Origin of the sequence: Nocardia amikacinitolerans (assembly GCF_900215415.1) — a bacterium.
In the GTDB taxonomy this organism is placed as follows: domain Bacteria; phylum Actinomycetota; class Actinomycetes; order Mycobacteriales; family Mycobacteriaceae; genus Nocardia; species Nocardia amikacinitolerans.
Genome location: NZ_OBEG01000002.1, coordinates 200,132 through 222,707, shown reverse-complemented (window position 1 = coordinate 222,707; position 22,576 = coordinate 200,132). Strand labels below are relative to the sequence as shown.

The following is a 22,576-nucleotide window of genomic DNA, read 5'->3' as shown; positions in this document are numbered from 1 at the left end:
ATCCATGACGACAACTGAAGCGGGCGCTTGTCTCGCCGGATTCACGGTCGGCATCACGGCGGCGCGGCGAGCCGAGGAGTTCGCCACCCTGTTGACCAGAAGGGGCGCCACCATTGTGTCGGCGCCGGCCATCCGGATCATTCCGCTGGCCGACGACAACGAATTGGAGCGCGTCACAAGGACTCTCGTCGCCGAGCCGCCGCAGATCACCGTCGCCACCACCGGCATCGGCTTCCGCGGCTGGATGGAGGCGGCCGAAGGTTGGGGACTGGCCGAGGAACTGCGCAGCACGCTGGCCGCCACCCGCATGCTTGCGCGCGGTCCGAAGGCCAAGGGCGCCATCCGCGCCGCGGAACTGCGCGAGGAATGGTCGCCCGCCTCCGAGTCTTCGGCCGAGGTGCTCGATCACCTGCTTGCCGAGGGCGTTGAGGGCGTGCGCATCGCGGTGCAGCTGCACGGCGCGACCACCGAGTGGGAGCCGGTACCGGACTTCTGCGAGGTATTGCGTTGTGCCGGAGCGGATGTCGTTCCGGTGCCGGTGTACCGCTGGACCCCGCCCGCCGATCAGGGCCCGATGGACCAGCTGATCGAGGCCATCGTCACCGCGAGCCTGGACTGTGTGACCTTCACCAGCGCGCCCGCAGTGGCGTCGATGCTGATGCGCGCCAAGGAAACCGGGCTGCTGGAGGGTGTGCTGCACGCCCTGCGCGGCCGGGTGCTCGCGGCCTGCGTCGGCCCGATCACCGCGGCGCCGCTGGAAGAGCTCGGCGTGCCGACCTCGATGCCGGGGCGGGCGCGACTGGGTGCGCTGGCCAGGCACGTGGCCGAGGAATTGCCGAGGCGCGCCAGCCGAATTCAGGCCGCGGGGCACAACATCAGCGTGCGCGGCGCGTGCGTCGTGGTCGACGGTCAGGTGCGTCAGCTCGCGCCCGCGCCGATGGCGCTGATGCGTTCGCTGGCTCGCCAGCCCGGTCGCGTGGTGTCCCGCGAGGACCTGCTCTCCGCGCTGCCCGGCGGCGGTGACGACACGCACGCCGTGGAGACCGCGATCGCCAGGCTGCGCGCCGGACTCGGCACGCCGAAGGCGATCCAGACCGTGGTCAAGCGCGGCTACCGGCTCGCCTTGGACGCCGCCGAGTGCACCGACAACAATCCGCGCCAGGTGCCGCAAGCGCGGCCGCAGGTGCCCGGCGTCGGCTCGCCCGCGCGTGCCCCCAAGTACGCTCCGCAACCGATGGGGACCTGGTGAGCACCCCCGCCCTTGTGCTGGTGGCGCACGGCACCCGAAGCACAAGGGGCGTGGAGATGATCGCCGCCTTGGCCGAAGCCGTCTCCCGTGAACTCGGTGCGGCGCAGGCTCTTTCGGAACCGGCCGCCGCGATTTCGGGGCGCGGCGACGGTACCGACGCGCCCGCGGTCCGCACCGCCTTCGTCGACGTGCTCGGCCCGTCGCCGTCGGAGGTGCTGCGCGATCTGACCGGTGCGGCGGAATCCGTTCCCGCCGTGGTGGTTCCGGCGTTCCTCGCCTCCGGCTACCACGTCTACCAGGACGTGCCGCGCGAGGTCGCCGAGAGCGGGCACGACGCGGTGGCCGTCACCCCGGCCATGGGGCCGGATCCGGCGCTGGCCAGGATCATGGCGATGCGGTTGCGCGCGGCGGGCTGGCGGCGCGGTGACGCCGTCGTGTTCGCGGCGGCGGGTTCCTCGGATGCCCGTGCGCGGCAAGACGTTCGGCGGGCGGCCGCGATGCTGGCCGAGCACCTGGGTGCGCCGGTGCGCATCGGTTACGTCGCCACCGGCGCGCCGCGGGTCCCGGAAGTCGTCGCCGACCTGCGTGCCTCCGGTGCGCGGCGGGTGTTCGTCGCGTCGTATCTGCTGGCGCACGGACTGTTCCAGCAGCGGCTGCACGAGGCGGGTGCGGACGGTGTTGCCGAGCCCATCGGCGTGCATCCCGCGGTCGTCCGGCTCATCGCGGATCGGTATCGCGCGGCCGTGCGGGAAATGGTCGATACTCGCGTACGTTGAGTGCCTTCGTTTCGAGCGTTTCGCGGCTCGGCACTTAGGGATTCGCTCAGGTCAGGGCCGCTGAGGTAGGCGGCCCTGACCTATGGCGCTGTCGGGGGCGCCTACGGGCCGGACTGTTCGTGTTCCGGTGCCGAGAGGGCGGGGAACCAGATGTCGGTCAGTACCTCGGCCGCTCGGTCGGCGGAGACGTCGATCGTCCCCTGCATGGCCCAGCGCGTGAAGAAGCGCTCCAATTGCGCGACAAGCAATTCGATGCGTAGCCGCGCCTCGTCCCTGCGTTCGGCGGGCCACCGGGACAGATAGGCGGGCATGCTGTCGGCGAGGGTCATGATGCCCTCGCGCGCCACCTCGCGGAATTCCGGCTCGAGCGCGGTCGCCTCGTCCCAGGCGGGAAGCATGTCCTTGTTCGCGAAGAACCAGTCGATGGCGCGGGTCATCCAGTCCGCGAACGCTTCTCGTGATCCGGTGGTGAGCACCCGGTCCAGGTCGGCGTAGAACAGGCGGATGGTGGCGAGGGTGCCTGCCTCGGCGATGGCGCGCAGCACCTCGGGTTTGCCGGTGAAGTGCAGGTAGAAGGTCGCCCGGCTGCAACCGACGGCGGCGGCGATGTCGTCGACGCGGACGGTCGAGTACCCCTGCGTTTCGAAGAGGTGGCGCGCGGTGTCGACGATCCGCGCCCTGGTCAGGCGCTTCTGTTCCGCGCGCAGCGAGCCGCGGCGGGTCCCGGTCGGTTCGGTCGGCATGGACCAATCTTAGACGACGTGCAAACTCACTAGACACTACGTCCAGCCAGTGCTACTTTGTGGTTCAGGTCACGTCGGCGGGCCTCGCCGAAACGGAACCGTTGTCGCGCAAGGCGATCGGCGAGGTCGTGCGACGCGAGATCGAACTGTAGGGAGTCGGCGATGTTCGACAGCATCATCAAGGGCGGCCGGTGGTTCGACGGCACCGGCGCCCCGTCGGCGGTCCGCCACCTCGGCATCCGCGACGGCAGAGTGGCGCAGGTGTCGGCCGCACCGCTCGACGAGACCGGCTGCGGCCGGGTCGTCGACGCCGCCGGGCAGTGGGTGATCCCCGGCATGATCGACATCCACACCCACTACGACGTGGAGGTACTGCTCGATCCGGCGCTGCCGGAATCGGTGCGCCACGGCGTGACGACCGTGCTGCTCGGATCGTGTTCGCTGTCGACGGTGCACGCCGACGCGGAGACGGCGGGCGATCTGTTCGGCCGGGTCGAAGCCATTCCGCGCGAACACGTCGTCGCGGCCATCGGCGACCTGAAGTCTTGGCGCACCGCCGAGGAGTACGCCGCGGCGCTCGACGCGCTGGCGCTCGGACCGAATGTGGCGAGTTTCCTGGGACATTCGGACGTCCGCGCCGCGGTGATGGGACTCGATCGCGCGACCAGGCACGAGGTGAAGCCGACGCCGGACGAACTCGCCACGATGCGGCGCGCGCTCACCGAAGCGCTCGACGCGGGCTTCGTCGGCATGTCCTCCCAGCAGTTGCTGTTCGACAAGCTCGACGGGAAGCTGTGTCGCTCGCGCACCCTGCCCTCGACGTACGCGACGCGCGGGGAACGCGGCATGCTCAACACGATCCTGCGCCGTCGCGGGCGCGCCCTGCAGGGCGGACCCGACGTGGCACGGCCGCAGAGCCTGGTCGCGATGGCCGCGAGCAGCATCGGGCTGTGGCGGGAACCGCTGAAGGTGAGTCTGCTCTCCGCCGCCGATGTGAAGGCGATTCCCGGTGTGGCGCACGTGTTTCCGGCGCTGACCCGCGCCGTCAACGCCCTCGGCGGCGACTTCCGCTGGCAGCACCTACCGGTGCCGTTCGAGGTGTACTCCGACGGCATCGACCTGCCGGTGTTCGAGGAGTTCGGGTCGGGAGCGGCGGCGCTGCATCTCGCCGACCAGCTCGAAGAGCGCAAGCACCTGCTGAGCGATGAAGACTACCGCCGGTGGTTCCGCAAGGACTACGACAAGAAGTACGGTCCCCGCGTCTGGCATCGCGACTTCTTCGACGCCGAGATCGTCGAATGTCCCGACGAAACCGTGCTCGGCAAGACCTTCGGTCAAGTCGGTCTCGACCGCGGCGGCCTGCATCCGGTCGACGCGTTCCTCGATCTCGTCGTGGAACACGGCGGCAAAGTGCGGTGGCGCACCACCATCTCCAACCACCGCCCCGCCGTGCTCGACCGTTTCGCCGCGGATCCCGGCATCCAGCTCGGCTTCTCGGACGCCGGCGCGCACCTGCGCAACATGGCCTTCTACAACTTCGGCCTGCGGTTGCTGCGCCGCGTCAACGACGCCGAACGCGCGCACCGGCCGTTCATGACCCTCGAACACGCGGTCCACCGCGTGACCGGTGAACTCGCCGACTGGTACGGCCTGGACGCGGGCCACCTGCGCGTCGGCGACCGTGCCGACGCCGTCGTGATCGACCCGGCCCATCTCGATGCCACCCTGGACACCTACGCCGAACACCCGGCCCCGCATTACGCCGGTCTGTCCCGCATGGTCAACCGCAACGACGCGACCGTCACCGCCGTGTTCATCGGCGGAAAGTATGTGTTCGGCTCCGGCGGCGCCGACCCCGGGCTGGGCACCGAACGGGCGGGGCGGTTCCTGCGCGTGGGATGAGGACCGGCTTCGATCTGTCGGTACCCGGGTCCACACTGTGACCCATGGCATACGACGAGGAATTGGCCGAGCGAATCCGCGACCACATCGACCCCGGACTCGCCGTCACCGAACAGAAGATGTTCGGCGGCCTCGCCTTCCTGATCGGCGGCAACATGGCGGTGTCGGCCGTTCGCGACGGCGGGCTACTCGTCCGCGTCGACCCAACCGAAGCCGAGCGTCTGCTCGACGACGACTCCGTCACCACCATGACGATGGGTGGCCGCGAAATGCACGGCTGGCTCCACGTTGCCCCAGCGGCGCTCGGTGATGACACCACACTGCGTGAGTGGGTCGACCGCGGCGTCGGCTACGCCCGCTCCCTCCCCACCAAGAAGTAGATCCGCGCGCCGGTTCCGCGGGGGTGCGGTAATGATCGGGCGGGCTGGGGCGGGGCGAGGGAGGCCGCGCGTGCGCTGAACGCATCACGCTGAGTCCGCCGAAACGGACAGTCCGGGCGGAATCGACGCGTTTCCTTTCTCGACCGCCGGGGGCTCGATACGCTGCGGTGATGATGTCCATGGTGGGTGGGGCCGTCGTGGTGGCGGTGGTCGGCGGGGCGGTGGTCGGTGTGGCGCGGGCGGAGGCTACGCCCGGGTCGGATATCACGGCGGTCACCCTCGGGCAGGCGCAGATTCCGGCCGGTCTGCTGCCGTTCGTGGCGGGGACCGATCTGGTGGTTCGGGAGATCACCATCGGCCCGGGCGGGTCGACGGGATGGCATTGGCACGACGGGCCGGTCTTCGGCTTCGTCCGATCCGGCACCCTCACCCACCCTGGCCCGGATTGTGTCGCGCCGGTGTATCGCACGGGCGACTTCATCTACGAACCCGCGGGGGAGTGGAACGTCCACATCGGCCAAAACCTCGGCCCCGACTCGCTGATCCTCGACGTCGTCTACGCCCCACCAACCGGCGCCCCTCTCTTCCAGGACGCCCCGGCCCCACCCTGCGCCTGAGTACCTCGATCCACGACGACGAACACACCTTCGATCCAGGTGGACAGGGGTCCGTAGCGGTCGCCGGTGGGCCAATGTGGGCGCGCCACCGCAGTCGGCGTGATATCTTTTTCTCAAAGTAGATATCAGCATCGAGGGGAGGCATGACATGGCTCGAACCGTCATCGACGTGGACGACGAGGCGCTCGCCGAGGCTGCCCGTCACCTGGGCACCACGACAAAGCGCGATACCGTCAACGCGGCGCTGCGCGAAATCGTGGACCGCCGACGCCGGGCCGCAGCCGTCGCGCGAATGCGCGAAATGGTGGCTACGGGGGAGATCGACCTAACCGCTATCGATGAGAACGGACCGCAGCACGGTCGTGTTGCATGACCGAGTTGTTTCTCGCCGACACCAGCGCACTGGTCCGGTTCTATCGCAACCAGACGGGCTCCGAGTGGGATCAGGTGGTCGGGGCCGGCTTGGTCGGTATCTGTGAACCGGTGCGGCAGGAGTTCTTACGCGCGGTCGGTGGACGCCCGGCCTACTACGAGGCCGACAGTCTGCTTCGAGAAACTTTCCCGTACTTCGCGATCCGCGACTCGGTCTGGGATGACACAGCCGATCTGCAGCGTCGGCTCGCCGACAAAGGTTGGCACCAATGCGCAGGTCCGGTCGATCTGCAGGTCGCGGTGACCGCGGTCCACCACAAGCTCACCGTGCTACACGCCGATTCGGACTTCGAGACGATCGCCCGCGTAACCGGCCAAGCCGTCGAACGCATCGGCTGACCCGGCAGTGAGAACGCCGAACCGGCCCCTTGGTCGCCGTGACCAGGGAGCCGGTTCTTGGACGAAATCCGTTCTCAGCGCCAGCGTTCTGGGGTGACCGGGGCGTCCCAGGCTTTTGCGTAGCGGCGGGAGTCGGTGGCGTTGGGTTGTTTGTGGCGGTAGACGATGTAGGGGCGGGTGAGGTAGCCGATGGGGGCGCTGAACATGTGGACAAGGCGGGTGTAGGGCCACAGGGCGACCAGGACCAGGACGACAAGCCCGTGCAGCTGGAACGGCCACGGGGTGTCGACCATCAGTTCCGGTTGCGGGTTCAGGGTGAACAGGCTGCGGAACCAGGGGGAGACGGTTTCCCGGTAGTTGTAGGTGCCGAACAGCAGGTTGGCGCCCCAGGTATTGGTCAGTCCGGTGACCAGCGCGGCGGTGAGCAGGGCGTACATCAGCTTGTCGTTGGCGGTGGTCGCTTTGCGCACCGCCGTCACGGTGAACCGGCGGTACAGCAGAATGCCGACACCGGCCAGCACGGAGAGACCGGCCACCGATCCGGCGCCCACCGCGATCAGGTGATAGGTGTGATCACTGATGCCGACGGCCGCGGTCCACGACTCGGGAATCAGCACGCCGAGCACGTGCCCGAAGAACACCCCGAGCATGCCGAAGTGGAACAGCGGGCTGCCCAACCGCAGCAGCCTGCTCTCGTAGATCTGCGAGGACCGGGTGGTCCAGCCGAACTGGTCGTTGCGGTAGCGCCAGATGTGGCCGAGCACGAACGAGGTGAACGCGACGTACGGCAGGATCAGCCACAACTCGACGGGCAAGTGCGGGACGGCGTTCATCGACGGCCTTCCGATTGAGCGAACATCGTGGGGTCCATGGCGAAGGGTTCCAGGCCGACCTCTTCCTCCGGCGGACCTTCGGCCGCGAGCTCGGCGATGCGCCGCCGATCGGCCGTGGTGAGCGGCGGCAGTGTCGCCACCACCGCGGCAAGCGCCCCCGCGTACGGAGAACCGCTGTCGGACAACGAGAGTCGCAGCAGCTCGATGACCGGCAGGTGCTCGCCGAGCAGGCGCTCGCCGCCGATCGGGTCCACCGTCGCGGCGAATTCGAGCAGCACAGGCAGATGGTCGGGCAGTTCCTGATCGCCGAGTTCCACCCCGGCGTGCCGGTAGGCGTGCTTGAAACGCAGCAGCGCCATGCCCCGCTTGCGGGTGTCGCCGTAGGCGTAGAAGGTCAGGTGCAGGCTGGCGCGGCGTCGCATGTCGAAGGTCGCGACGTAGTCGGCGGCCAGGTCGATCGGCGGCGTCGTGCGCAGGTGGGTCAGCAGACCGGCCAGCTGCGGGCGAACCTCGTCCGGCAATTGCTCTGCCGCGCCGTCCAATTCGTCCAGCATGGCCAGCAGGTCCCGGCCGGGGTAGTCCAGCAGCAGCGCGGCGAGCCGCCACACCAGGCGACGGTCCCGCTCCGCCATTCGCACGGCGGGCTCGGGCCGCCGCCGCAGCTTCAGCAAACTCATCTGGCGGCCCCGCTCGGCGCCGCGGTCACGTCCCCTGCGGACGAACCGTTCCCGGCAGCGCCGTTGCTGCCGTTCGCGGCCCCCACCTCGGCAGCGCCGTTGCTGCCGTTCGCCTCTGCGTCGTCGTGCCCGGCGCCGTTGGCCGAGCCGTTCCGCCCAGCACCGTTGGACCCAGCGCCATTGCTGGTCGGGATCAACCCCTCGGTGCTCTTGCCATCCCAGTTGAGCAGATTGATCCGGTTCGACTTCTCCTCCGGCGCGGCACCATTGGTGTCGGTCAGATGGAACTTCTCCACCATCTGATCGAACGCGGTCATACCGGGCCCGCCGTCGGTGTCGAGACTGCATCCGGTGGCGAGCGAATCCAGTTCGTGCGCTTGCGAAGTCGCACCCTGCGGGATCACGTAGCGGTGCTCGTACTTCGCGATGGCGAGCAGCCGGTACAGCGCCTCGATCTCCTCGGGCTCCAGCCGCACCGACGGCGCGATCGAGGGGTCAGGTTCCTCACCGAGGTTCACCGACCGCATGAAAGACCGCATGGCGGCGAGCCTTTGCAGCGACGCGCGCACCGGGCCGAGCTCACCCGCGGTGAACAGCTCCGCCAGGTACTCCACCGGAATGCGCAGCGCGTCGATGGCGCCGAACAGGTTCGCGTGATTCTCCCCGTCGTGCCCGGTCTCGGTGAGCACGTCCACCACCGGCGAGAGCGGCGGCACGTACCACACCATCGGCATGGTCCGGTATTCCGGGTGCAGCGGCAGCGCGATCTGGTAGTCGACGATCAGCTTGTAGACCGGCGAATCCTGCGCCGCCTGAATCCATTCCGGCGAGATACCGGCGCGCTCGGCCTCCGCGATGACGCGCGGGTCGTGCGGGTTGAGGAAGACGCCGAGCTGCGAGGGATACAGGTCCTTGGTGTCGGTGACCGACGCGGCCTCGAGCACCTTGTCGGCGTCGTAGAGCATGACGCCGATGTAGCGCAGCCGACCCACGCAGGTCTCCGAGCACACCGTCGGAATGCCGACCTCCACGCGCGGGTAGCAGAAGGTGCACTTCTCCGCCTTGCCCGTCTTGTGGTTGAAGTAGATCTTCTTGTACGGACAGCCGGTGATGCACTGCCGCCAGCCGCGGCACTTGTCCTGGTCCACCAGCACGATGCCGTCCTCGGCGCGCTTGTAGATCGCGCCGGAGGGGCAGGACGCCGCGCACGACGGGTTCAGGCAGTGCTCGCAGATGCGCGGCAGGTAGAACATGAAGGTCTCTTCGAACTCCAATTTCACCTTGTCCGAGAGCTTGTTCAGCAGCGGGTCCTTGCCCACCTGCTCGGGGCCGGAGCCGAGGTCGTCGTCCCAGTTCGCGCCCCAGGTGACCTTCGTGTCCTCGCCGGTGATCAGCGATTTCGGCCGCGCCACCGGCGTGGTGTCGATGGCGGGGGAGGACAGCAGGTTGTCGTAGTCGTAGCTCCACGGGTCGTAGTAGTCCGACACGGTGGGCAGGTCCGGGTTGGCGAAGATGTTGAGCAGCCGCTTCATGCGCGAGCCGGACTTCAGGGTCAGCTTGCCGCGCTTGGTGAGCGTCCAGCCGCCCTTCCACTTCTCCTGGTCCTGGTACTGCCGCGGATAGCCTTGTCCAGGACGGGTTTCCACGTTGTTGAACCAGACGTACTCGGTGCCGCCTCGGTTGGTCCACGCCTGCTTGCAGGTGACGCTGCAGGTGTGACAGCCGATGCACTTGTCCAGGTTCATCACCATGGCGAGCTGTGCCATGACACGCATATCAGTACTCCACCTTCTGGGACCGCAATCGGACAGAGCGTCGGCACCTCGTCGGGGTCATGTCAGTACTCCACCTTCTGCGACCGCAATCGGACAGAGCGTCGGCACCTCGTCGGGCTCATGTCAGTACTCCACCTTCTGCGACCGCTTGCGAATAGTCGTCACCTCGTCGCGCTGATTTCCGGTGGGGCCGTGGTAGTTCAGCGCGAAGGACTGCTGCGCGTACCCGCCGATGAGATGCGAGGGCTTGATCATGATCCGGGTGAGCGCGTTGTGGATACCGCCGCGCTTGCCGCGCGCGTCGTTCACCTCGGGGGTGCCCTCGATGCGCGGTACGTCCACCGCGCGGTCCTGCGCGTGGTACATGAACACGGTGCCCTCTGGCATGCGGTGCGAGACGATGGCGCGCGCGACGACGATGCCGTTGCGGTTGATCGCCTCGATCCAATCGTTGTCGGCCACACCGATCTTGGCGGCGTCCTTGTCCGACATCCAGATCGACTGACCGCCGCGCGAGAGCGTCAGCATGTGCAGGTTGTCCTGGTAGGCGGAGTGGATCGACCACTTCGAGTGCGGCGTCAGATACCTGACGGTGACGCCCTTCTCGGTCACCGAACCCACGCCCGGCTCGCTGAACAGCGCGGTCATGTCCAGCGGCGGACGGAAGATCGGCAGCTGTTCGCCGAGTTCGATCATCCAGTCGTGGTCGAGGTAGAAGTGCTGGCGCCCGGTGAGGGTGTGCCAGGGCTTGAGCCGTTCGGTGTTGATGGTGAACGGCGAGTACCTGCGTCCGCCGGTCTCGCTGCCCGACCATTCCGGCGAGGTGATCACCGGCACCGGCCGAGCCTGGGTGTCGGCGAAGGTGATTCGCTTGCCTTCGTGCTCGGCGGCCAGGTCGGCCATCTTGGTGCCGGTGCGCCGCTCCAACGCCTCGAAGCCCTCGACCGCGAGGCGGCCGTTGGTGGTGCCGGAGAGGGCGAGGATGGCCTCGGCCGCGTGGGTGTCCTTGGCCAGCGACGGACGGCCCTGCGCCACACCGGAAACCACCGTGCCGTTCATGCCCGCCAGGTACTCCACCTCGGCATCCGGGTGGGTGGTCACGCCCTTGGTGGTCAGGCCGAGTGTGTCGACCAGCGGACCGAGCGCGGCCATCTTCTCGGCCACCTTCGGATAGTCGCGCTCGACGACCACCAGCTTCGGCATGGTCTTGCCCGGAATCGGTTCGCAGTCACCGGCTTTCCAGTCCAGCACGCGCCCGCCCGCCTGCGCGAGGGCATCGGGCGAGTCGTGCTGCAACGGCACCGCGACGATGTCCTTGCGCTTGCCGAGGTGCTTCTCGGCCATCCAGGAGAAGCCGCGGGCGATCCGGTGGAACGCCTCGAAGTCGGTCTTGGCCTCCCACGGCGGGGAGATGGCCGGGGAGAACGCGTGCACGAACGGGTGCATGTCGGTAGAGGAGAGATCGTGCTTCTCGTACCAGGTGGCCGCTGGCAGCACGATGTCGGAGAACAGCGTGGTGCTCGTCATCCGGAAGTCGAGGGAGAGCAGCAGATCCAGCTTTCCGGTCGCCGCCTCGTCGCGCCAGACCAGCTCCTGCGGCCGCACGCCGGTCGCCTCGCCCGCCTGCAGGTTGGAGTCCGCGCCGAGCAGGTGCTTGTGGAAGTACTCGTTGCCCTTGCCGGACGAGCCGAGCAGGTTGGCCCGCCAGACCGTCAGGCAGCGCGGGAAGTTCTCCGGCGCGTCGGGGTCCTCGCAGGCGAAGCGCAGCTCGCCGGACTTCAAGCCCGCGACGACGTGCTCGGCGGGCGTCGTGCCCGCGGCCTCGGCCTCGTCGACGAGATCGAGCGGGTTGCGGTTGAAGGTCGGGTAGCTCGGCATCCAACCGAGCCTGCTGGCCAGCGCGATGTTGTCGGCCGCGGTGCGGCCCTCGAACGCGCCCTTGCCGAGCGGCGAGGCGAACGACTCGGCGGTGAACGGGTCGTAGCGCCACTGGTCGTTGGTCAGGTACCAGAACACGGTGCCCTGCATCTGACGCGGCGGACGCTGCCAGTCCAGACCGAAAGCCAAAGTGGCCCAACCGGTCACCGGACGGCACTTCTCCTGACCGACGTAATGCGCCCAGCCGCCGCCGTTCACGCCCTGGCAGCCGGTGAGCAGCGTCAGGGTGAAGAAGGCGCGGTAGATCTGGTCGGAGTGGAACCAGTGGTTGGTGCCCGCGCCCATCAGGATCATCGAGCGACCGCCGGAACGGTCGGCGTTGTCGGCGAATTCGCGCGCGATGCGCTCGGCCTGCTTGGCGGGGACGCCGGTGATGTTCTCCTGCCACGCGGGGGTGTAGGGGGTGGAGGCGTCGTCGTAGCCGGTCGGCCATTCACCGGGCAGTCCGTCGCGCCCAACGCCGTACTGGGCAAGCAGCAGGTCGAACACGGTAGTCACGCGCTTGCCCGCGACGGTCACCGTCGGCACGCCGCGCAGCAGCACGCCCGCCTTGTCGGTGTCGAAGCGCGGCAGCCGCACCGCGACGGGCTGATTGCCCTCCGCGCCATAAAGACTGAGCAGCGGGTCGACACCACCCAGGTCCAGGTTCCACTTGCCGGCGTCCGCCTCGTTGAAGCGGTGGCCGAGAGAACCGTTGGGCACCACGGGATTTCCCGCGTCGTCCAGCAGCACCGGCTTGTGCTCCGCGCCCTCGACGGTCTCGCCGAGATCGGCGGCGGTGAGGAACTTGCCCGCCAGCGCGCCGTCGTGGTGGTAGACGCCCTCGGCGTCCCAGCCCGCCGGGTCGTCCAGGCAGACCAGGTACGGCAGGTCGGTGTAGCGCTTGACGTAGTCGAGGAACCGCGGGGTGTCGCGCTGGAGGAAGAACTCCTTCAGGATCACGTGCCCCATCGACATGGCAAGCGCCGCATCGGTTCCCGGCCGCGCCGGCACCCACTCGTCGGCGAACTTGGTGTTGTCGGCGTAGTCGGGGGAGACCACGACCACCTTCTGGCCGCGGTAGCGGGCCTCTGTCATGTAGTGCGCGTCCGGTGTCCTGGTGACGGGCACGTTGGAGCCCCACATGATCAGGTAGCCCGCGTCGAACCAGTCGGCCGATTCCGGCACGTCGGTCTGGTCGCCGAACACCTGCGGCGAGGCGACGGGCAGGTCGGCGTACCAGTCGTAGAACGACAGCATCGACCCGCCGAGCAGCGAGATGAATCGGGCGCCGACGGCGTGGCTGACCATCGACATGGCCGGAATGGGCGAGAAGCCCGCGACCCGGTCGGGCCCGTAGCGCTTGATGGTGTGCACGTGCGCCGCAGCGGCGATCTCGGCGGCCTCCCACCACTCGGCGCGCACGAAACCGCCCTTACCGCGGGCGGATTTGTACTTCTTGGCCTTCGCCGGGTCCTCCACGATGGATTCCCAGGCCAGCACGGGGTCCTTGAGCTCGGCCTTGGCCTCGCGGTACAGCTCCAGCAGCGCGCCGCGCACGTACGGGTAACGCACCCGCGCCGGCGAGTAGGTGTACCAGGAGAAGGACGCGCCGCGCGGGCAGCCGCGCGGTTCGTACTCGGGCTTGTCCGCGCCGACCGAGGGGTAGTCGGTCTGCTGCGACTCCCAGGTGATCACGCCGTCCTTGACGTAGATCTTCCACGAGCACGAGCCCGTGCAGTTCACGCCGTGCGTGGAGCGCACCACCTTGTCGTGCGCCCAGCGGTCGCGATAGAAGTCGTCGGCGCCGCGGCCGCCGACCTTGTGCAGGCTGCGCTGGTCCGAGGAGACCTCGCCGCGCTGAAAGTATTTGCCCAGCCGGAGCAATGCGTCACCGGCGTCGGAGGAAAGCGGGCCCGCCTGATCGGAGGGTGCCGAAACATGAGTGCGTGAGTTAACCACGACGCCCCCTTCGAGCTGTGAAATCGGGCTGTTGCACCGACTGTAAGGAGGTGAAGACGCGCGGCCAAACGATTCTCTCACAGCGCGCGGAGGCCGCCGGTGAGTTGTGAGGTCGCGGCAACCTGCCGGTCACTGGGCGGTTGCGACCGACCTTCGGTGACATTCACGTGACCTGGGCCGATGCGGGCTGACCGGCCGAAATACGGCAGCGGGCAGGTGTTTCGGGGCCTTGTCGGTGAAGCTTTCGAAACCGGGGGTTCTCGGGCGGTTTACAATCGTTAACACAACGCGGCGGGGTCGGAGAGCCCGAATTGTGGCGCCGCCCACTGCCCTCGTGGCTACCATGCCGGACCCCGATTCGTCCAGACCCGTGTCGTTCGCCATTCGTTTGCCGTAGAACCGGCGGCGCATAGGCCCCGGTGACACCGTCGCGGTCACCGTGCGCCGCGACACCGCAGAACGGTCGAGGTGCCGGAGGATCTCGCGGCGGCGTCGACCGCCGCGAGCGCGCGCCCCGCCTTCGACGCGCTCTGCTATGCGCGGCGCCGTCAGCTCGTCGGCGCGATCGAGTCGGCCAAGCGCCCGGAGACACGCGCGAAGCGAATCGCTGCGGTGGTCGCCGCGGCGGGGTGACGCGCGTCCTCGAACGGCGGCCATTTCCGAATCGATTCGCTCAATTCTTTTGGGCGACAGCGAGGCGGGGCAAACGGGTACCGACCGGTCGGATATAGCGCCGTACGTGCGCGCATTCGAATGGTCGGTCGAGCGACTTGTCTCTGCCGAGCGGGCGTGCGGCGTCATGAATGGCACTGGCGGAGGTGGCTTTTCACGCCCCGTGAGATTGCTGAAATGTAACCATGACACATGCGTGGTGCGGAATATAAAGAAGGTATATCAGTTAATATCGTCCGCTATGGACAACAGCTCGGATCATCGACGATTGGAGCCATGGACAACGGTATCGCGGCCCGAGTGCCGCGAGCGCGAGGGATTCGGCAGCGCTGCCACTTGGAAGTAGCCAACTGGTTGATACATCTACGTTTTCATAGGAGCGAATAGCTGTGTCACGCAAGTCGACCGAAGCCGGGACGGGCGATCTCCTGCGACCGCCGACCTTCGGCGGGTTGTTGCGGAGGTTCCGCGACGACCGGCGGGTGTCCCGGGAAAAGCTGGCCTTCGCGGCGGGGGTGAGTTCCAGCTACATCACGCACCTGGAGGGCGGCGACCGCGCCCACCCGACGAAAGTGGTGGTCGAAGCGCTCATCGGATACCTGCACCGGATCGCGCCGCTCTCCGACGCCGAGCGCAGACACCTGTTCGACCTGGCCGGGCTGGCCGTCGCCTCGGCACCGACGGTCGCCGAGTTGCGCGCCGAGATCACCCAGGACATGCGCAACGGCCTCGCGATGCACGAGCCCAACGCGGCGGGCTATCTCGACACCCGGTGGAACGTCCTGTCCTGCAACGACGCCTACGCCGCCGTCTTTCCCGGCTTGGTCGAGGACGTGAACGTCCTGCGGTGGTTCTTCGGCAACGAGGTGTCCAAGCGGGTGATGGTCGAATGGGAGCGCGAGGCCGCGCTCACCGTGGACTGGCTGCGCGGACTCATCGGGCAGTCCGCGGGCGCCGACTGGTCCACCGAATTGCTCGCCGAACTCGGCCGGTATCCGGAATTCCGCAGGATGTGGGCGGCCGGGGGAACCGCATACGGCCGGGAAAGTCCGCAAATGCTGCTCCGCGATATCGAAACAGGACGGTCGTTCAGCCTGGACGTGCAGCTCTTCCGGGTGGATTCGGGAAGTCACCCCGGCCGGATTCAATTCTTCCTCGGTATCCGCACGCCCAACCACCCGGCGCGGGCAGGCATCGCCAACGGGGCGGCGGTCAACGGCTCCCTCGGCGGGTAGCTCGTTGTAAAGGCCCAGTGGCAGCGCGGTTTTCGTGGGAAACGTACCGCGCGGCATCGCCATGCACGCGACCGCCGGCCCCATCGGCGAAGCGGTCTCCGGGGCGGCGCCGAGCCCACCCGTGCGCGAAAACCGCTGGGGTAGCACCTTTTCCGACGAACTCATGGGTAGACGATAGCGCGCGGGCTACGCTGTCGAAATGCGTTGCGGGAGATATGCCATGCCCCGTCGCGGGTACCGGCTCTGCGGTACTTCCACTGGTCGGTGGGGGTACCTCACAGGGCGCGGGGGAAGTTCCACTTCGTCTGGACAACGGTTGGGGAAACGTATTTGATCCGTTTATCGGCGCGGTCGGGCAATTAGTTGCGACACTGTGCAGATCTCGAAAGACAACGGATTGCGTGAACATTGCGGGGAGTGTGTGCTCATGGTCGATGACATCGGTTTGGTACCGCATATCTCGCTGGCGGCGGCCGCGAACTGCGCGAACGGAACGTTCGCGGTCTGCGGCGACGAGGGGCGCGCACTGTGGTACGGACCGTTTCTCGACGGCGACGCCGATCATCCGCACGGCGATCGGCGCGCGGGCGCGATGGCCGCCGCGAACCGGGCGGTGTGGCTGGCCGGACGGGCTCGCGCGGACGCGGGCCACGCCGAGGCCACCCTGCATCTCACGGTGACCGAACCGGACATCGATATCGTCACCCTGGCCTGCACCGCGTCCATGTCCGGTCTCGTGCTCGACCTGATCTGCTCGGAAGACAATCCGGCGCTGGACTGGTGCCAGGTCTTCGGCAGCCTGGACTGGAATCCTGGCGCGCTAGTCGATCTGATGGACGGCGAATCCCAGGAGCAGGCACCCGGCAGACATCTACGCGCCGTCGACACCCACACGAACAACGACATCGAGGAAGGGTTGCCCATGATCCGCGACGCAGGAGACATCGGTTCGATCGGTGGGAAGCAGACGGTCGATCTCGGCGTGGAGTTGCGCGCCGCGCTCGAGGCGCTGCTGCTGCACGACGCCGTCGGCCTCGATGCCAAGATGCGCCACGCGATCGCGGCGACGGTGCACCTCGCGGTGGACACCCCGCACGGCCCGCCGGAGGACGCCGAGGAGTTCCTCGGCAGGTTGGACGCGGGCTGGCTGCTCGCCGCGTGGGCGGGGCACGACACCGAGATGTCGCTCATCGCCACGCTCGCCGCGGGTGACGTGCCCGCGCTGTCCTGGTGCGAGCTGATGTTCACCACCGCGCTCGCGCCGTGGTCGACCAGTCCCGTCGCGGTGCACGCGCGCCGAATCTTCGCGACGGTGCAGCACGGCCGCATCGGCGCCGTGCGTCCGCAGGTGCGCGCGTCCGGGGCCTGACACCCGGCGCACGGCCGGAGGTAAGCCGACCCGGATCCGGGCGATAGCGCCCGGTCCGGGGCTCAGGCGGGATCGATCTCGGCGAAAGAGCCGATCCATCGGTGCGGCGGCCGCGGCGGATTGGGTTCGCCGGGCCGGTGCACGCCGACGGCCGACCAGCCCGCCGCGACGGCCGCGTCCAGTTCGTCCGGGTGGTCCGAGAGGAACAGGATCTCGGCCGCGGGCACGCCGACCGCGCCCGCGATCTTGTCGTAGGACGCGGCTTCACGTTTCGGGCCCGCGGTGGACAGGTCGAAGTACCCGCTGATCAGCGAGCCGAGTTCGCCGCCGCGCGCGAAGGCGAACCAATCGCGCTGGTTGCGCACCGAACCCGAGGAGTACACGTACAGCGTCAGCCCGGCGGCCTTCCATTCCGCCAGCGCGGGTGCGACATCCGGGAAGAACTCGCCGTGCAGCGCCCCGCTGCGGAAACCCTCGTGGCAGATCAAGCCCTGCGCGGTCTTCAGCGGCTCGGCCTTGACGTCCGAGCCGAGCCAGCCGCGCAAGATCTCGGCCACCTCGGCGATATCCGCGTCCGGACGTCCGGCCAGTTCCCTGGCACCCGCGAGAACCGGCGCCGCCGCTCCGGCGCTGTTGTCGGCGAGCCACTGCGGCAGCCGATCCCTGGTGTATCCGTACAGGTCCTCGCGCACGGAGCTGGTCGGGCTCGTTGTTCCCTCGATGTCGAGGACGATCGCGCTGGTCACGAGGCGGTGAGCAGTTCGTCGAGGGTGGGGAAGCCCTCGCTGATCCGGTCGCCGGTGAAGTCGCCGATCCAGCCGTCCTCCTCCTCGAAGAAGCGGATCGCGATGAAATCGGGGCGGGTACCCATATCGAACCAGTGCAGCGTGCCCGCCGGGACCGAGAGCAGATCGCCGCCCTCGCAGACCACCGCGAGCACCTCGTCGCCCAGGTGCAGATAGAAGCAGCCGCGGCCTGCCGCGAAGTAGCGCACCTCGTCCTCGGCGTGCCGGTGCTCGTTCAGGAACTTCTCTCTGGCGCCCTTGGCGATGGCGGGCCACTCGGGGTTCGCGTCGTCGGGGTGGATGCGCGCGATGTCGATGTGCTTGTAGCGGCCGGAGGCGTTGAGCTCGGCGACCCGGTCGGCGTAGTGGGCGAGCAGGTCATCGGAGGAGGTCGCGGCGGCCTCTTCGAGCGCGGGCCAGCGCTCGAACGCGATGCCGTGCGCGGCGAGTTCGGCGGCGATCACGGTGTCGTCGGTGGTCCGCACCCGCACGTCGGCGGCGTTGTCGGCGGCCATCACTTGGAGCAGGGTCATGTCAGTCCAATCTCGAGTGACTCGGCGGGCGTGGCGAAGGCGTGCCTGCGGCCGGTGCGAATCACCAGTTCGCACAGCGCCTCCAGGCATTCGGCGCGATCGCGCGCCCGGGAGAGATTCTCCCCCCAGGTGGTGATGCCGTGCCCGGCGATGCACAACACGGGTGGGGCGGCGGGGTTGTCGCGGAGATAGCGTTCGATGTCGGCGCCGATGCGCGGGACGTCGCGCCAGTTGGGGAACACCGGGATATCGATCGCCGACGGGTCGGCGGAACCGAGTCCCTTGATGAGCTCGAAATCGGTGATGCGCAGGGTGGTTTCGCGCTCGGCCGCGCCGGCCTCGGTCGCCAGCGCGGTCGCGTACGGCGAGTGTACGTGCACGACGGCTCCGGCGTCGGTGGTGCGGTACACCGCGGTGTGAATGGTGGTCTCGGCGGAGGGTTTCCGCCGCTGACCCGGCAGCGGGGCGGAGTCCTCGACGGCGACGGTCACCATGTCCGCTGGGGTCAGCTCGCCCTTCGACAGTCCGCTGCCGGTGACGACGGCGGTCGCGCCGTCGCGCACCGAGAGGTTGCCCGCCGTGCCCGGCATCCAGCCGCGGCCGTAGAGTTCCCTTGCGATGTCGGCGAGTTCGGTTCGGGCCGCCGAAACAGGTTCTGTCGCCGCACTGTTCGTGCCGTGCACCACGCCGTTCTCGGTGACGACCGCCGTGACCAGCTCGCTCGGCGTCACGTCGAAGGCCGGGTTGAACACCTCGGTGTCCGCGGGAGCCGTTGCGACGCCGCCGAATCCGGTCACCTCGGCCGCGGCCCGCTCCTCCACGACGATGTCGCGGCCGGTGGCGGTGTTCGGGTCCCGCGTCGATTCCGGCGCCACCACGATGAACGGGATGCCGTGCCGGTGCGCGGCGAGGGCGACGGCGTAGGTGCCGATCTTGTTGGCCACGTCGCCGTTGGCGGTGACCCGGTCCGCGCCGACAAGCACGCAGTCGACCTGGCCGGTGGCCATCGCCCACGCGGCGGCCGAATCGATGGTCAGCCGGTGCGGGATGCCCGCCTCGGCCAGCTCCCAGGCCGTCAGCCGCGCACCTTGCAGCAGCGGCCTGGTCTCGTCGACAAGCACGTTCTCGATCGCGCCGCGCTCGGCCAGGACCCGCAGCGTGCCGATCGCGGTGCCGAACGCGCTGGTCGCCAGGCGGCCGGTGTTGCAGTGGGTGAGCACCCGCAGCGGTCGGTCCGCGCAGAGTCGCTGGACCAGGTCGGCGGCGTGCGTGGCGGCGGCCCGGTTGACGCGGCCGTCCTCGGCGAGCATGTCCAGGGTTTCGGCGAGCACCGCGTCGGCTCCGGCCGGAATCCGGGTGCGGACCCGTTCGACGGCCCAGGCCAGATTCACCGCGGTCGGTCGCGCTGCGGCGATGCGGTCGGCCTCGGACTGCACCCGCGCCTCGTCCACCACACCGTCGACGGTGTGCGCGGCGGTCGCGATGACCACGCCGAACGCGCCCGCGATCCCGATCGCGGGCGCGCCGCGGATGGCGAGCGTCTTGATGGCCTCGATGATCTCGTCCACGGTGCCGAGCCGCAGCTCGCGCACCTCGTGGGGCAGCCCGCGCTGGTCGATGGTGACCAGGGCACCGTCGTCCCAGACCAGGGAACTGTCGTCCATCAGGCGCATCCTTTGTCGCGAAGAGCTGCATTCTGCCTGGTAAACGGTATCCGACCGGGCCGGGTCGCCGACAATCGGCTCAGCGCTGGGCAGACTCAGGACTGGGCAGCCTCGGCGCGCAGCTTCGCGGCTCGTTCGCTCGGGTCGTAATCCGGGCCGACGCCTTCGACGAGTACCAGGTCGCCGTCGATGTGATCGGCTCGCAGCCGCAGGATCGCCTGGTACGCGGGCGAGCGGTACCAGGCCCGCGCCCGCGCCAGATCCGGGAACTCGATCAGCACCATGCTGCCTGGCCACTCGCCTTCCACCACCTCGGCGGGCGGTCCGTGGATCACGAACCGGCCGTCGAACGGGTCCAAGGTGTCCTGGATGCGCTCCAGGTATTCCAGGATCTCCGGGTGTGGACGGCGGCTGCGCAGGTGGGCGAAGCCATACGCGGACATGATCGGTCCCTTCGACGCGGCGGGCCGCTCCGTGGCGAGCGGTGTGCCGAACGTATCGCCGTTCGCGGCGCGCGTCGATTACCCGCGAGGTAATAGAGGGAAGGGATTGTGGCGTTGCGATGAATTGGTGAGCTCTACGAAAAGAAACTGCGTCTGCCGGTTCCGCAGAAACCGGCAGACGCAGTTTTGAGTCGCTCAGTTCTGGCCGTGACGCCGGTCCTGCTCCCGCTGCTCTTCGGGAATCCGGTCCCGCCCAGCTCGATTCATGCCCCTCTGGTCCTGCTCCTGGCGCTGCTGTTGCTGCTGCCGTGGCATCTGCTTGGGCATTTTCTTAGGCGTTTTCTTCGACTTTTCAGCCATCTCCACTCGGTCCTTTCCGAAGTGATTTGATTTCGCCTAACGACAACACCATAGCGAGCGCGCATCACTCGAGGAAGGGGAAAGTGAAAATATGTCGAGAGCCGCCGGTCGGGGGCCGATTTTTCAGAACGGCAGAAGTAGGAATTCCACGGAAATGCCGTCGGACGCCTCGGCGGGGACGACGACGAGCCCGTCGCGGTCGACGAGACCGCCCAGATGGGCCGTGCGCACGGTCGGATCGCCGATCCAGCCACCGGTCGGGGCGATGCGCGCGGGCACGATGCGGGTGACCGGTCCCGACACGTCGGCGGCATTGTGCAGCGGGCCGGTCAGCGGGCGATCCTGCTGAGCGCCGGTGCGTCCCGCCACGATGGCGGGTGCGAGCGCGAGCAGCGTGGCGACGGCCGCGAACGGATTCCCGGGCAGGCCGAGAACCGTTGTCCCGCCGGGAGTTTCGGCGACGATGGTGGATCCGCCCGGACGTAGTCGCAGGCGCGGCACCAGCACGCGGGCCTCGGCGCGCGCGATCGCGCCGCGCAGCTGATCGGCCGCGCCGCCGCCCGTCGCGCCGACGATGACCAGCAGGTCGCAGTCGGTGGACGCGGCGAGGACCTCGTCGAAGCCGTTGGGGGTGTCGCGCAGGTGCACCCGGTCCACCGTCCGGATGCCCGACCCGGCGAGCAGATCCGGCAGGATCGGCCCGATCGAATCCCTGGTCTGGCCGGCGCGCAGCGGGCCGTCGCTGCGGATCTCGTCGCCGGTCATCACGACGCGCGCCCGGACGGGCCCGCGCACCGCGGCCTCGGTGACCTCCACGCTGGCCGCCGCCGAGATCAGCGCGGCGGTCACCCGCGCGCCCTCCGGCGCGACCAGATCCCCGGGTGAGCGGTCCTCGCCGCGGCGGCGGATGTCGTCGCGGATCGGCGTCTCGGGCAGGCGGTGCAGGGTTTCGTCGGAGCCCACCCGGACGAACTCGTCACGGATCACGGTGGTGGTGCCGTCTGGCACGTGCGCCCCGGTGGCGATGCGCACCGCCTCACCCGGCAGCAGACCGACCGGGCGCTGTCCGCCCGCGAAGCCGATGTCGCGGCGCAACCGCCACGGCCCGTCTCCGGCGACGGCGTACCCGTCCATCGCGGAGACGTCGAAGCGAGGCAGCGCCTCGGCCGCGGTGAGCGGCGCGGCCAGCGCGGCGCCGCGCACGCTCGGCAGGTCCGTCCGGTAGGCGGTGAGCCGGGTGAGGCCGTCGCGCAGCGTGTTTCGCGCTTCGTCGAGCGTCAGCGGCGTGGTGTCCGCGGCCCGTGCTCGCGCCTGGCGCACCTCGTCCTCGGTGTCGCAGTCGGCGATACCGGACAGCCCGACGATCACGGTGTCGGCGGGCACCAGCGCCTTCATCGGCTGATTGATCAGCGAATCCAGTTCGGCGAGTGCGGCATTGAGCGCGGAGCGGCGCCAGACGCCGATCAGATACTGCGGGCGGCCCGACTCGTCCGCGGCGAACACCGCCTCGGCGCCGGATTCGGCTTCGTGCCTGAGTAATTCGGCGATCGTGCCCGGCGTCACGAAGGGCATGTCGGCGGCGAGCACCACCACCAGCGGCGCCCTGGAACCGGCGAGCGCGCGCAATCCGGCGTCGACCGCGGCCACCGGACCCGATCCCGGCGGCACCTCGCGGACCTGCCGGATCTCCGGATTCAGCTCCGGCCGGTGCGGCCCGACGACGACGGTGCGCCCGCGACCGGCGACCGCGGCGAGCGCCGCGTCCAGCATCGACCGGCCGCCGATCACGATCGCGGGTTTGTCGACCCCGCCCATGCGGCTGGCCCGCCCGCCCGCGAGCACGATCGCGTCGGCGGCCGTCACCGGACTGGCTCCGCACCGAGGTACACCATGTCCGAAATGCTAATTCGGGC

Annotated in this window: 21 protein-coding genes; 10 read left to right on the top strand and 11 right to left on the bottom strand. The window is 68.8% G+C overall.

Features of this window, described 5'->3' with window-relative positions; all coding sequences use genetic code 11:
• Positions 1-4 precede the first annotated feature (4 nt).
• Both CRP45_RS09305 and CRP45_RS09300 read left to right on the top strand, forming a co-directional pair.
• The gene (locus CRP45_RS09305) at positions 5-1,249 is read left to right on the top strand and encodes a uroporphyrinogen-III synthase (RefSeq protein WP_067789433.1); all 1,245 of its coding nucleotides are present in this window, start codon (positions 5-7) and stop codon (positions 1,247-1,249) included.
• Entirely contained in the window at positions 1,246-2,025 is a 780-nt protein-coding gene (locus tag CRP45_RS09300; RefSeq protein ID WP_097244780.1) for a sirohydrochlorin chelatase, read from the top strand. Before CRP45_RS09305 ends, CRP45_RS09300 begins: the two co-directional genes overlap by 4 nt.
• 101 nt (positions 2,026-2,126) lie before the next feature.
• On the opposite strand, the gene CRP45_RS09295 is transcribed toward CRP45_RS09300, so the two are convergent.
• Complete coding sequence (locus CRP45_RS09295; RefSeq protein ID WP_097244779.1) at positions 2,127-2,768, bottom strand: TetR/AcrR family transcriptional regulator; 642 nt, start codon at positions 2,766-2,768, stop codon at positions 2,127-2,129.
• A gap of 162 nt (positions 2,769-2,930) precedes the next feature.
• Here CRP45_RS09295 and CRP45_RS09290 point away from each other — a divergent pair, with 162 nt between their 5' ends.
• The 5 genes from CRP45_RS09290 to CRP45_RS09270 all read left to right on the top strand — a co-directional run bounded on the left by CRP45_RS09290 (position 2,931) and on the right by CRP45_RS09270 (position 6,438).
• Positions 2,931-4,670, top strand: coding sequence for an N-acyl-D-amino-acid deacylase family protein (locus CRP45_RS09290; protein ID WP_097244778.1), 1,740 nt, complete (start codon positions 2,931-2,933; stop codon positions 4,668-4,670).
• A 44-nt stretch (positions 4,671-4,714) separates the two neighbouring features.
• Positions 4,715-5,050: a TfoX/Sxy family protein gene (locus CRP45_RS09285; protein WP_097244777.1), complete on the top strand. Its 336-nt coding sequence runs from the start codon at positions 4,715-4,717 to the stop codon at positions 5,048-5,050.
• A gap of 170 nt (positions 5,051-5,220) precedes the next feature.
• Complete coding sequence (locus CRP45_RS09280; RefSeq protein ID WP_097244776.1) at positions 5,221-5,667, top strand: cupin domain-containing protein; 447 nt, start codon at positions 5,221-5,223, stop codon at positions 5,665-5,667.
• Positions 5,668-5,815: 148 nt separating this feature from the next.
• Positions 5,816-6,040 carry a type II toxin-antitoxin system VapB family antitoxin gene (locus CRP45_RS09275; RefSeq protein ID WP_097244775.1) on the top strand — a complete coding sequence of 75 codons (225 nt, stop codon included), beginning with the start codon at positions 5,816-5,818 and terminating at the stop codon, positions 6,038-6,040.
• Positions 6,037-6,438, top strand: coding sequence for a PIN domain nuclease (locus tag CRP45_RS09270; RefSeq protein WP_097244774.1), 402 nt, complete (start codon positions 6,037-6,039; stop codon positions 6,436-6,438). The genes CRP45_RS09275 and CRP45_RS09270 overlap by 4 nt, the downstream gene beginning before the upstream one ends.
• 74 nt (positions 6,439-6,512) lie before the next feature.
• Here CRP45_RS09270 and narI read toward each other — a convergent pair whose 3' ends face one another.
• The 4 genes from narI to CRP45_RS09250 form a co-directional block, all read right to left on the bottom strand.
• On the bottom strand, positions 6,513-7,271 hold the full coding sequence (gene narI, locus CRP45_RS09265; protein WP_097244773.1) for a respiratory nitrate reductase subunit gamma: 759 nt from the start codon (positions 7,269-7,271) through the stop codon (positions 6,513-6,515).
• Entirely contained in the window at positions 7,268-7,948 is a 681-nt protein-coding gene (gene narJ / locus CRP45_RS09260; RefSeq protein ID WP_067789453.1) for a nitrate reductase molybdenum cofactor assembly chaperone, read from the bottom strand. Before narJ ends, narI begins: the two co-directional genes overlap by 4 nt.
• Positions 7,945-9,714 (bottom strand): nitrate reductase subunit beta, encoded by a 1,770-nt coding sequence (narH, locus tag CRP45_RS09255; protein WP_245910117.1) that lies wholly within the window; start codon positions 9,712-9,714, stop codon positions 7,945-7,947. The genes narJ and narH overlap by 4 nt, the downstream gene beginning before the upstream one ends.
• A 132-nt stretch (positions 9,715-9,846) precedes the next feature.
• Positions 9,847-13,602, bottom strand: a complete 3,756-nt coding sequence (locus CRP45_RS09250) for a nitrate reductase subunit alpha (protein WP_425436927.1) — start codon at positions 13,600-13,602, stop codon at positions 9,847-9,849.
• 468 nt (positions 13,603-14,070) lie between these two features.
• Here CRP45_RS09250 and CRP45_RS09245 point away from each other — a divergent pair, with 468 nt between their 5' ends.
• From CRP45_RS09245 to CRP45_RS09235, 3 genes are all read left to right on the top strand, one after another.
• Complete coding sequence (locus CRP45_RS09245; protein ID WP_218841124.1) at positions 14,071-14,235, top strand: YdeI/OmpD-associated family protein; 165 nt, start codon at positions 14,071-14,073, stop codon at positions 14,233-14,235.
• 428 nt (positions 14,236-14,663) lie between these two features.
• Positions 14,664-15,509, top strand: coding sequence for a helix-turn-helix transcriptional regulator (locus tag CRP45_RS09240; protein WP_097244770.1), 846 nt, complete (start codon positions 14,664-14,666; stop codon positions 15,507-15,509).
• Positions 15,510-15,936: 427 nt separating this feature from the next.
• Positions 15,937-16,878: a hypothetical protein gene (locus CRP45_RS09235; RefSeq protein ID WP_067789568.1), complete on the top strand. Its 942-nt coding sequence runs from the start codon at positions 15,937-15,939 to the stop codon at positions 16,876-16,878.
• Between the two features lie 62 nt (positions 16,879-16,940).
• Here CRP45_RS09235 and mtnC read toward each other — a convergent pair whose 3' ends face one another.
• The 6 genes from mtnC to CRP45_RS09210 all read right to left on the bottom strand — a co-directional run bounded on the left by mtnC (position 16,941) and on the right by CRP45_RS09210 (position 22,526).
• Positions 16,941-17,624, bottom strand: a complete 684-nt coding sequence (gene mtnC / locus CRP45_RS09230; RefSeq protein WP_097244769.1) for an acireductone synthase — start codon at positions 17,622-17,624, stop codon at positions 16,941-16,943.
• Positions 17,621-18,196: a 1,2-dihydroxy-3-keto-5-methylthiopentene dioxygenase gene (locus tag CRP45_RS09225; RefSeq protein ID WP_067789465.1), complete on the bottom strand. Its 576-nt coding sequence runs from the start codon at positions 18,194-18,196 to the stop codon at positions 17,621-17,623. The genes mtnC and CRP45_RS09225 overlap by 4 nt, the downstream gene beginning before the upstream one ends.
• Positions 18,193-19,860, bottom strand: coding sequence for an S-methyl-5-thioribose-1-phosphate isomerase (mtnA, locus tag CRP45_RS09220; protein WP_097245407.1), 1,668 nt, complete (start codon positions 19,858-19,860; stop codon positions 18,193-18,195). The genes CRP45_RS09225 and mtnA overlap by 4 nt, the downstream gene beginning before the upstream one ends.
• A gap of 95 nt (positions 19,861-19,955) precedes the next feature.
• Positions 19,956-20,303 carry a DUF1330 domain-containing protein gene (locus CRP45_RS09215; protein ID WP_097244768.1) on the bottom strand — a complete coding sequence of 116 codons (348 nt, stop codon included), beginning with the start codon at positions 20,301-20,303 and terminating at the stop codon, positions 19,956-19,958.
• Between the two features lie 195 nt (positions 20,304-20,498).
• On the bottom strand, positions 20,499-20,663 hold the full coding sequence (locus tag CRP45_RS33745; protein WP_179830828.1) for a hypothetical protein: 165 nt from the start codon (positions 20,661-20,663) through the stop codon (positions 20,499-20,501).
• Positions 20,664-20,786: 123 nt separating this feature from the next.
• Positions 20,787-22,526 (bottom strand): NTP transferase domain-containing protein, encoded by a 1,740-nt coding sequence (locus tag CRP45_RS09210; RefSeq protein WP_097244767.1) that lies wholly within the window; start codon positions 22,524-22,526, stop codon positions 20,787-20,789.
• Positions 22,527-22,576: the final 50 nt, after the last annotated feature.

What these genes read in the sequence shown, in the direction of transcription:
- CRP45_RS09280 (WP_097244776.1), top strand. Translation starts at nt 5,221, where the DNA reads ATGATGTCCATGGTGGGTGGGGCCGTCGTGGTGGCGGTGGTCGGCGGG.
- narJ (WP_067789453.1), bottom strand. Translation starts at nt 7,948, where the DNA reads ATGAGTTTGCTGAAGCTGCGGCGGCGGCCCGAGCCCGCCGTGCGAATG.
- CRP45_RS09275 (WP_097244775.1), top strand. Translation starts at nt 5,816, where the DNA reads ATGGCTCGAACCGTCATCGACGTGGACGACGAGGCGCTCGCCGAGGCT.
- narI (WP_097244773.1), bottom strand. Translation starts at nt 7,271, where the DNA reads ATGAACGCCGTCCCGCACTTGCCCGTCGAGTTGTGGCTGATCCTGCCG.
- CRP45_RS09235 (WP_067789568.1), top strand. Translation starts at nt 15,937, where the DNA reads ATGGTCGATGACATCGGTTTGGTACCGCATATCTCGCTGGCGGCGGCC.
- CRP45_RS33745 (WP_179830828.1), bottom strand. Translation starts at nt 20,663, where the DNA reads ATGGCTGAAAAGTCGAAGAAAACGCCTAAGAAAATGCCCAAGCAGATG.
- CRP45_RS09290 (WP_097244778.1), top strand. Translation starts at nt 2,931, where the DNA reads ATGTTCGACAGCATCATCAAGGGCGGCCGGTGGTTCGACGGCACCGGC.
- CRP45_RS09270 (WP_097244774.1), top strand. Translation starts at nt 6,037, where the DNA reads ATGACCGAGTTGTTTCTCGCCGACACCAGCGCACTGGTCCGGTTCTAT.
- CRP45_RS09295 (WP_097244779.1), bottom strand. Translation starts at nt 2,768, where the DNA reads ATGCCGACCGAACCGACCGGGACCCGCCGCGGCTCGCTGCGCGCGGAA.
- CRP45_RS09225 (WP_067789465.1), bottom strand. Translation starts at nt 18,196, where the DNA reads ATGACCCTGCTCCAAGTGATGGCCGCCGACAACGCCGCCGACGTGCGG.
- CRP45_RS09215 (WP_097244768.1), bottom strand. Translation starts at nt 20,303, where the DNA reads ATGTCCGCGTATGGCTTCGCCCACCTGCGCAGCCGCCGTCCACACCCG.
- CRP45_RS09305 (WP_067789433.1), top strand. Translation starts at nt 5, where the DNA reads ATGACGACAACTGAAGCGGGCGCTTGTCTCGCCGGATTCACGGTCGGC.
- mtnA (WP_097245407.1), bottom strand. Translation starts at nt 19,860, where the DNA reads ATGGACGACAGTTCCCTGGTCTGGGACGACGGTGCCCTGGTCACCATC.
- narH (WP_245910117.1), bottom strand. Translation starts at nt 9,714, where the DNA reads ATGGCACAGCTCGCCATGGTGATGAACCTGGACAAGTGCATCGGCTGT.
- CRP45_RS09285 (WP_097244777.1), top strand. Translation starts at nt 4,715, where the DNA reads ATGGCATACGACGAGGAATTGGCCGAGCGAATCCGCGACCACATCGAC.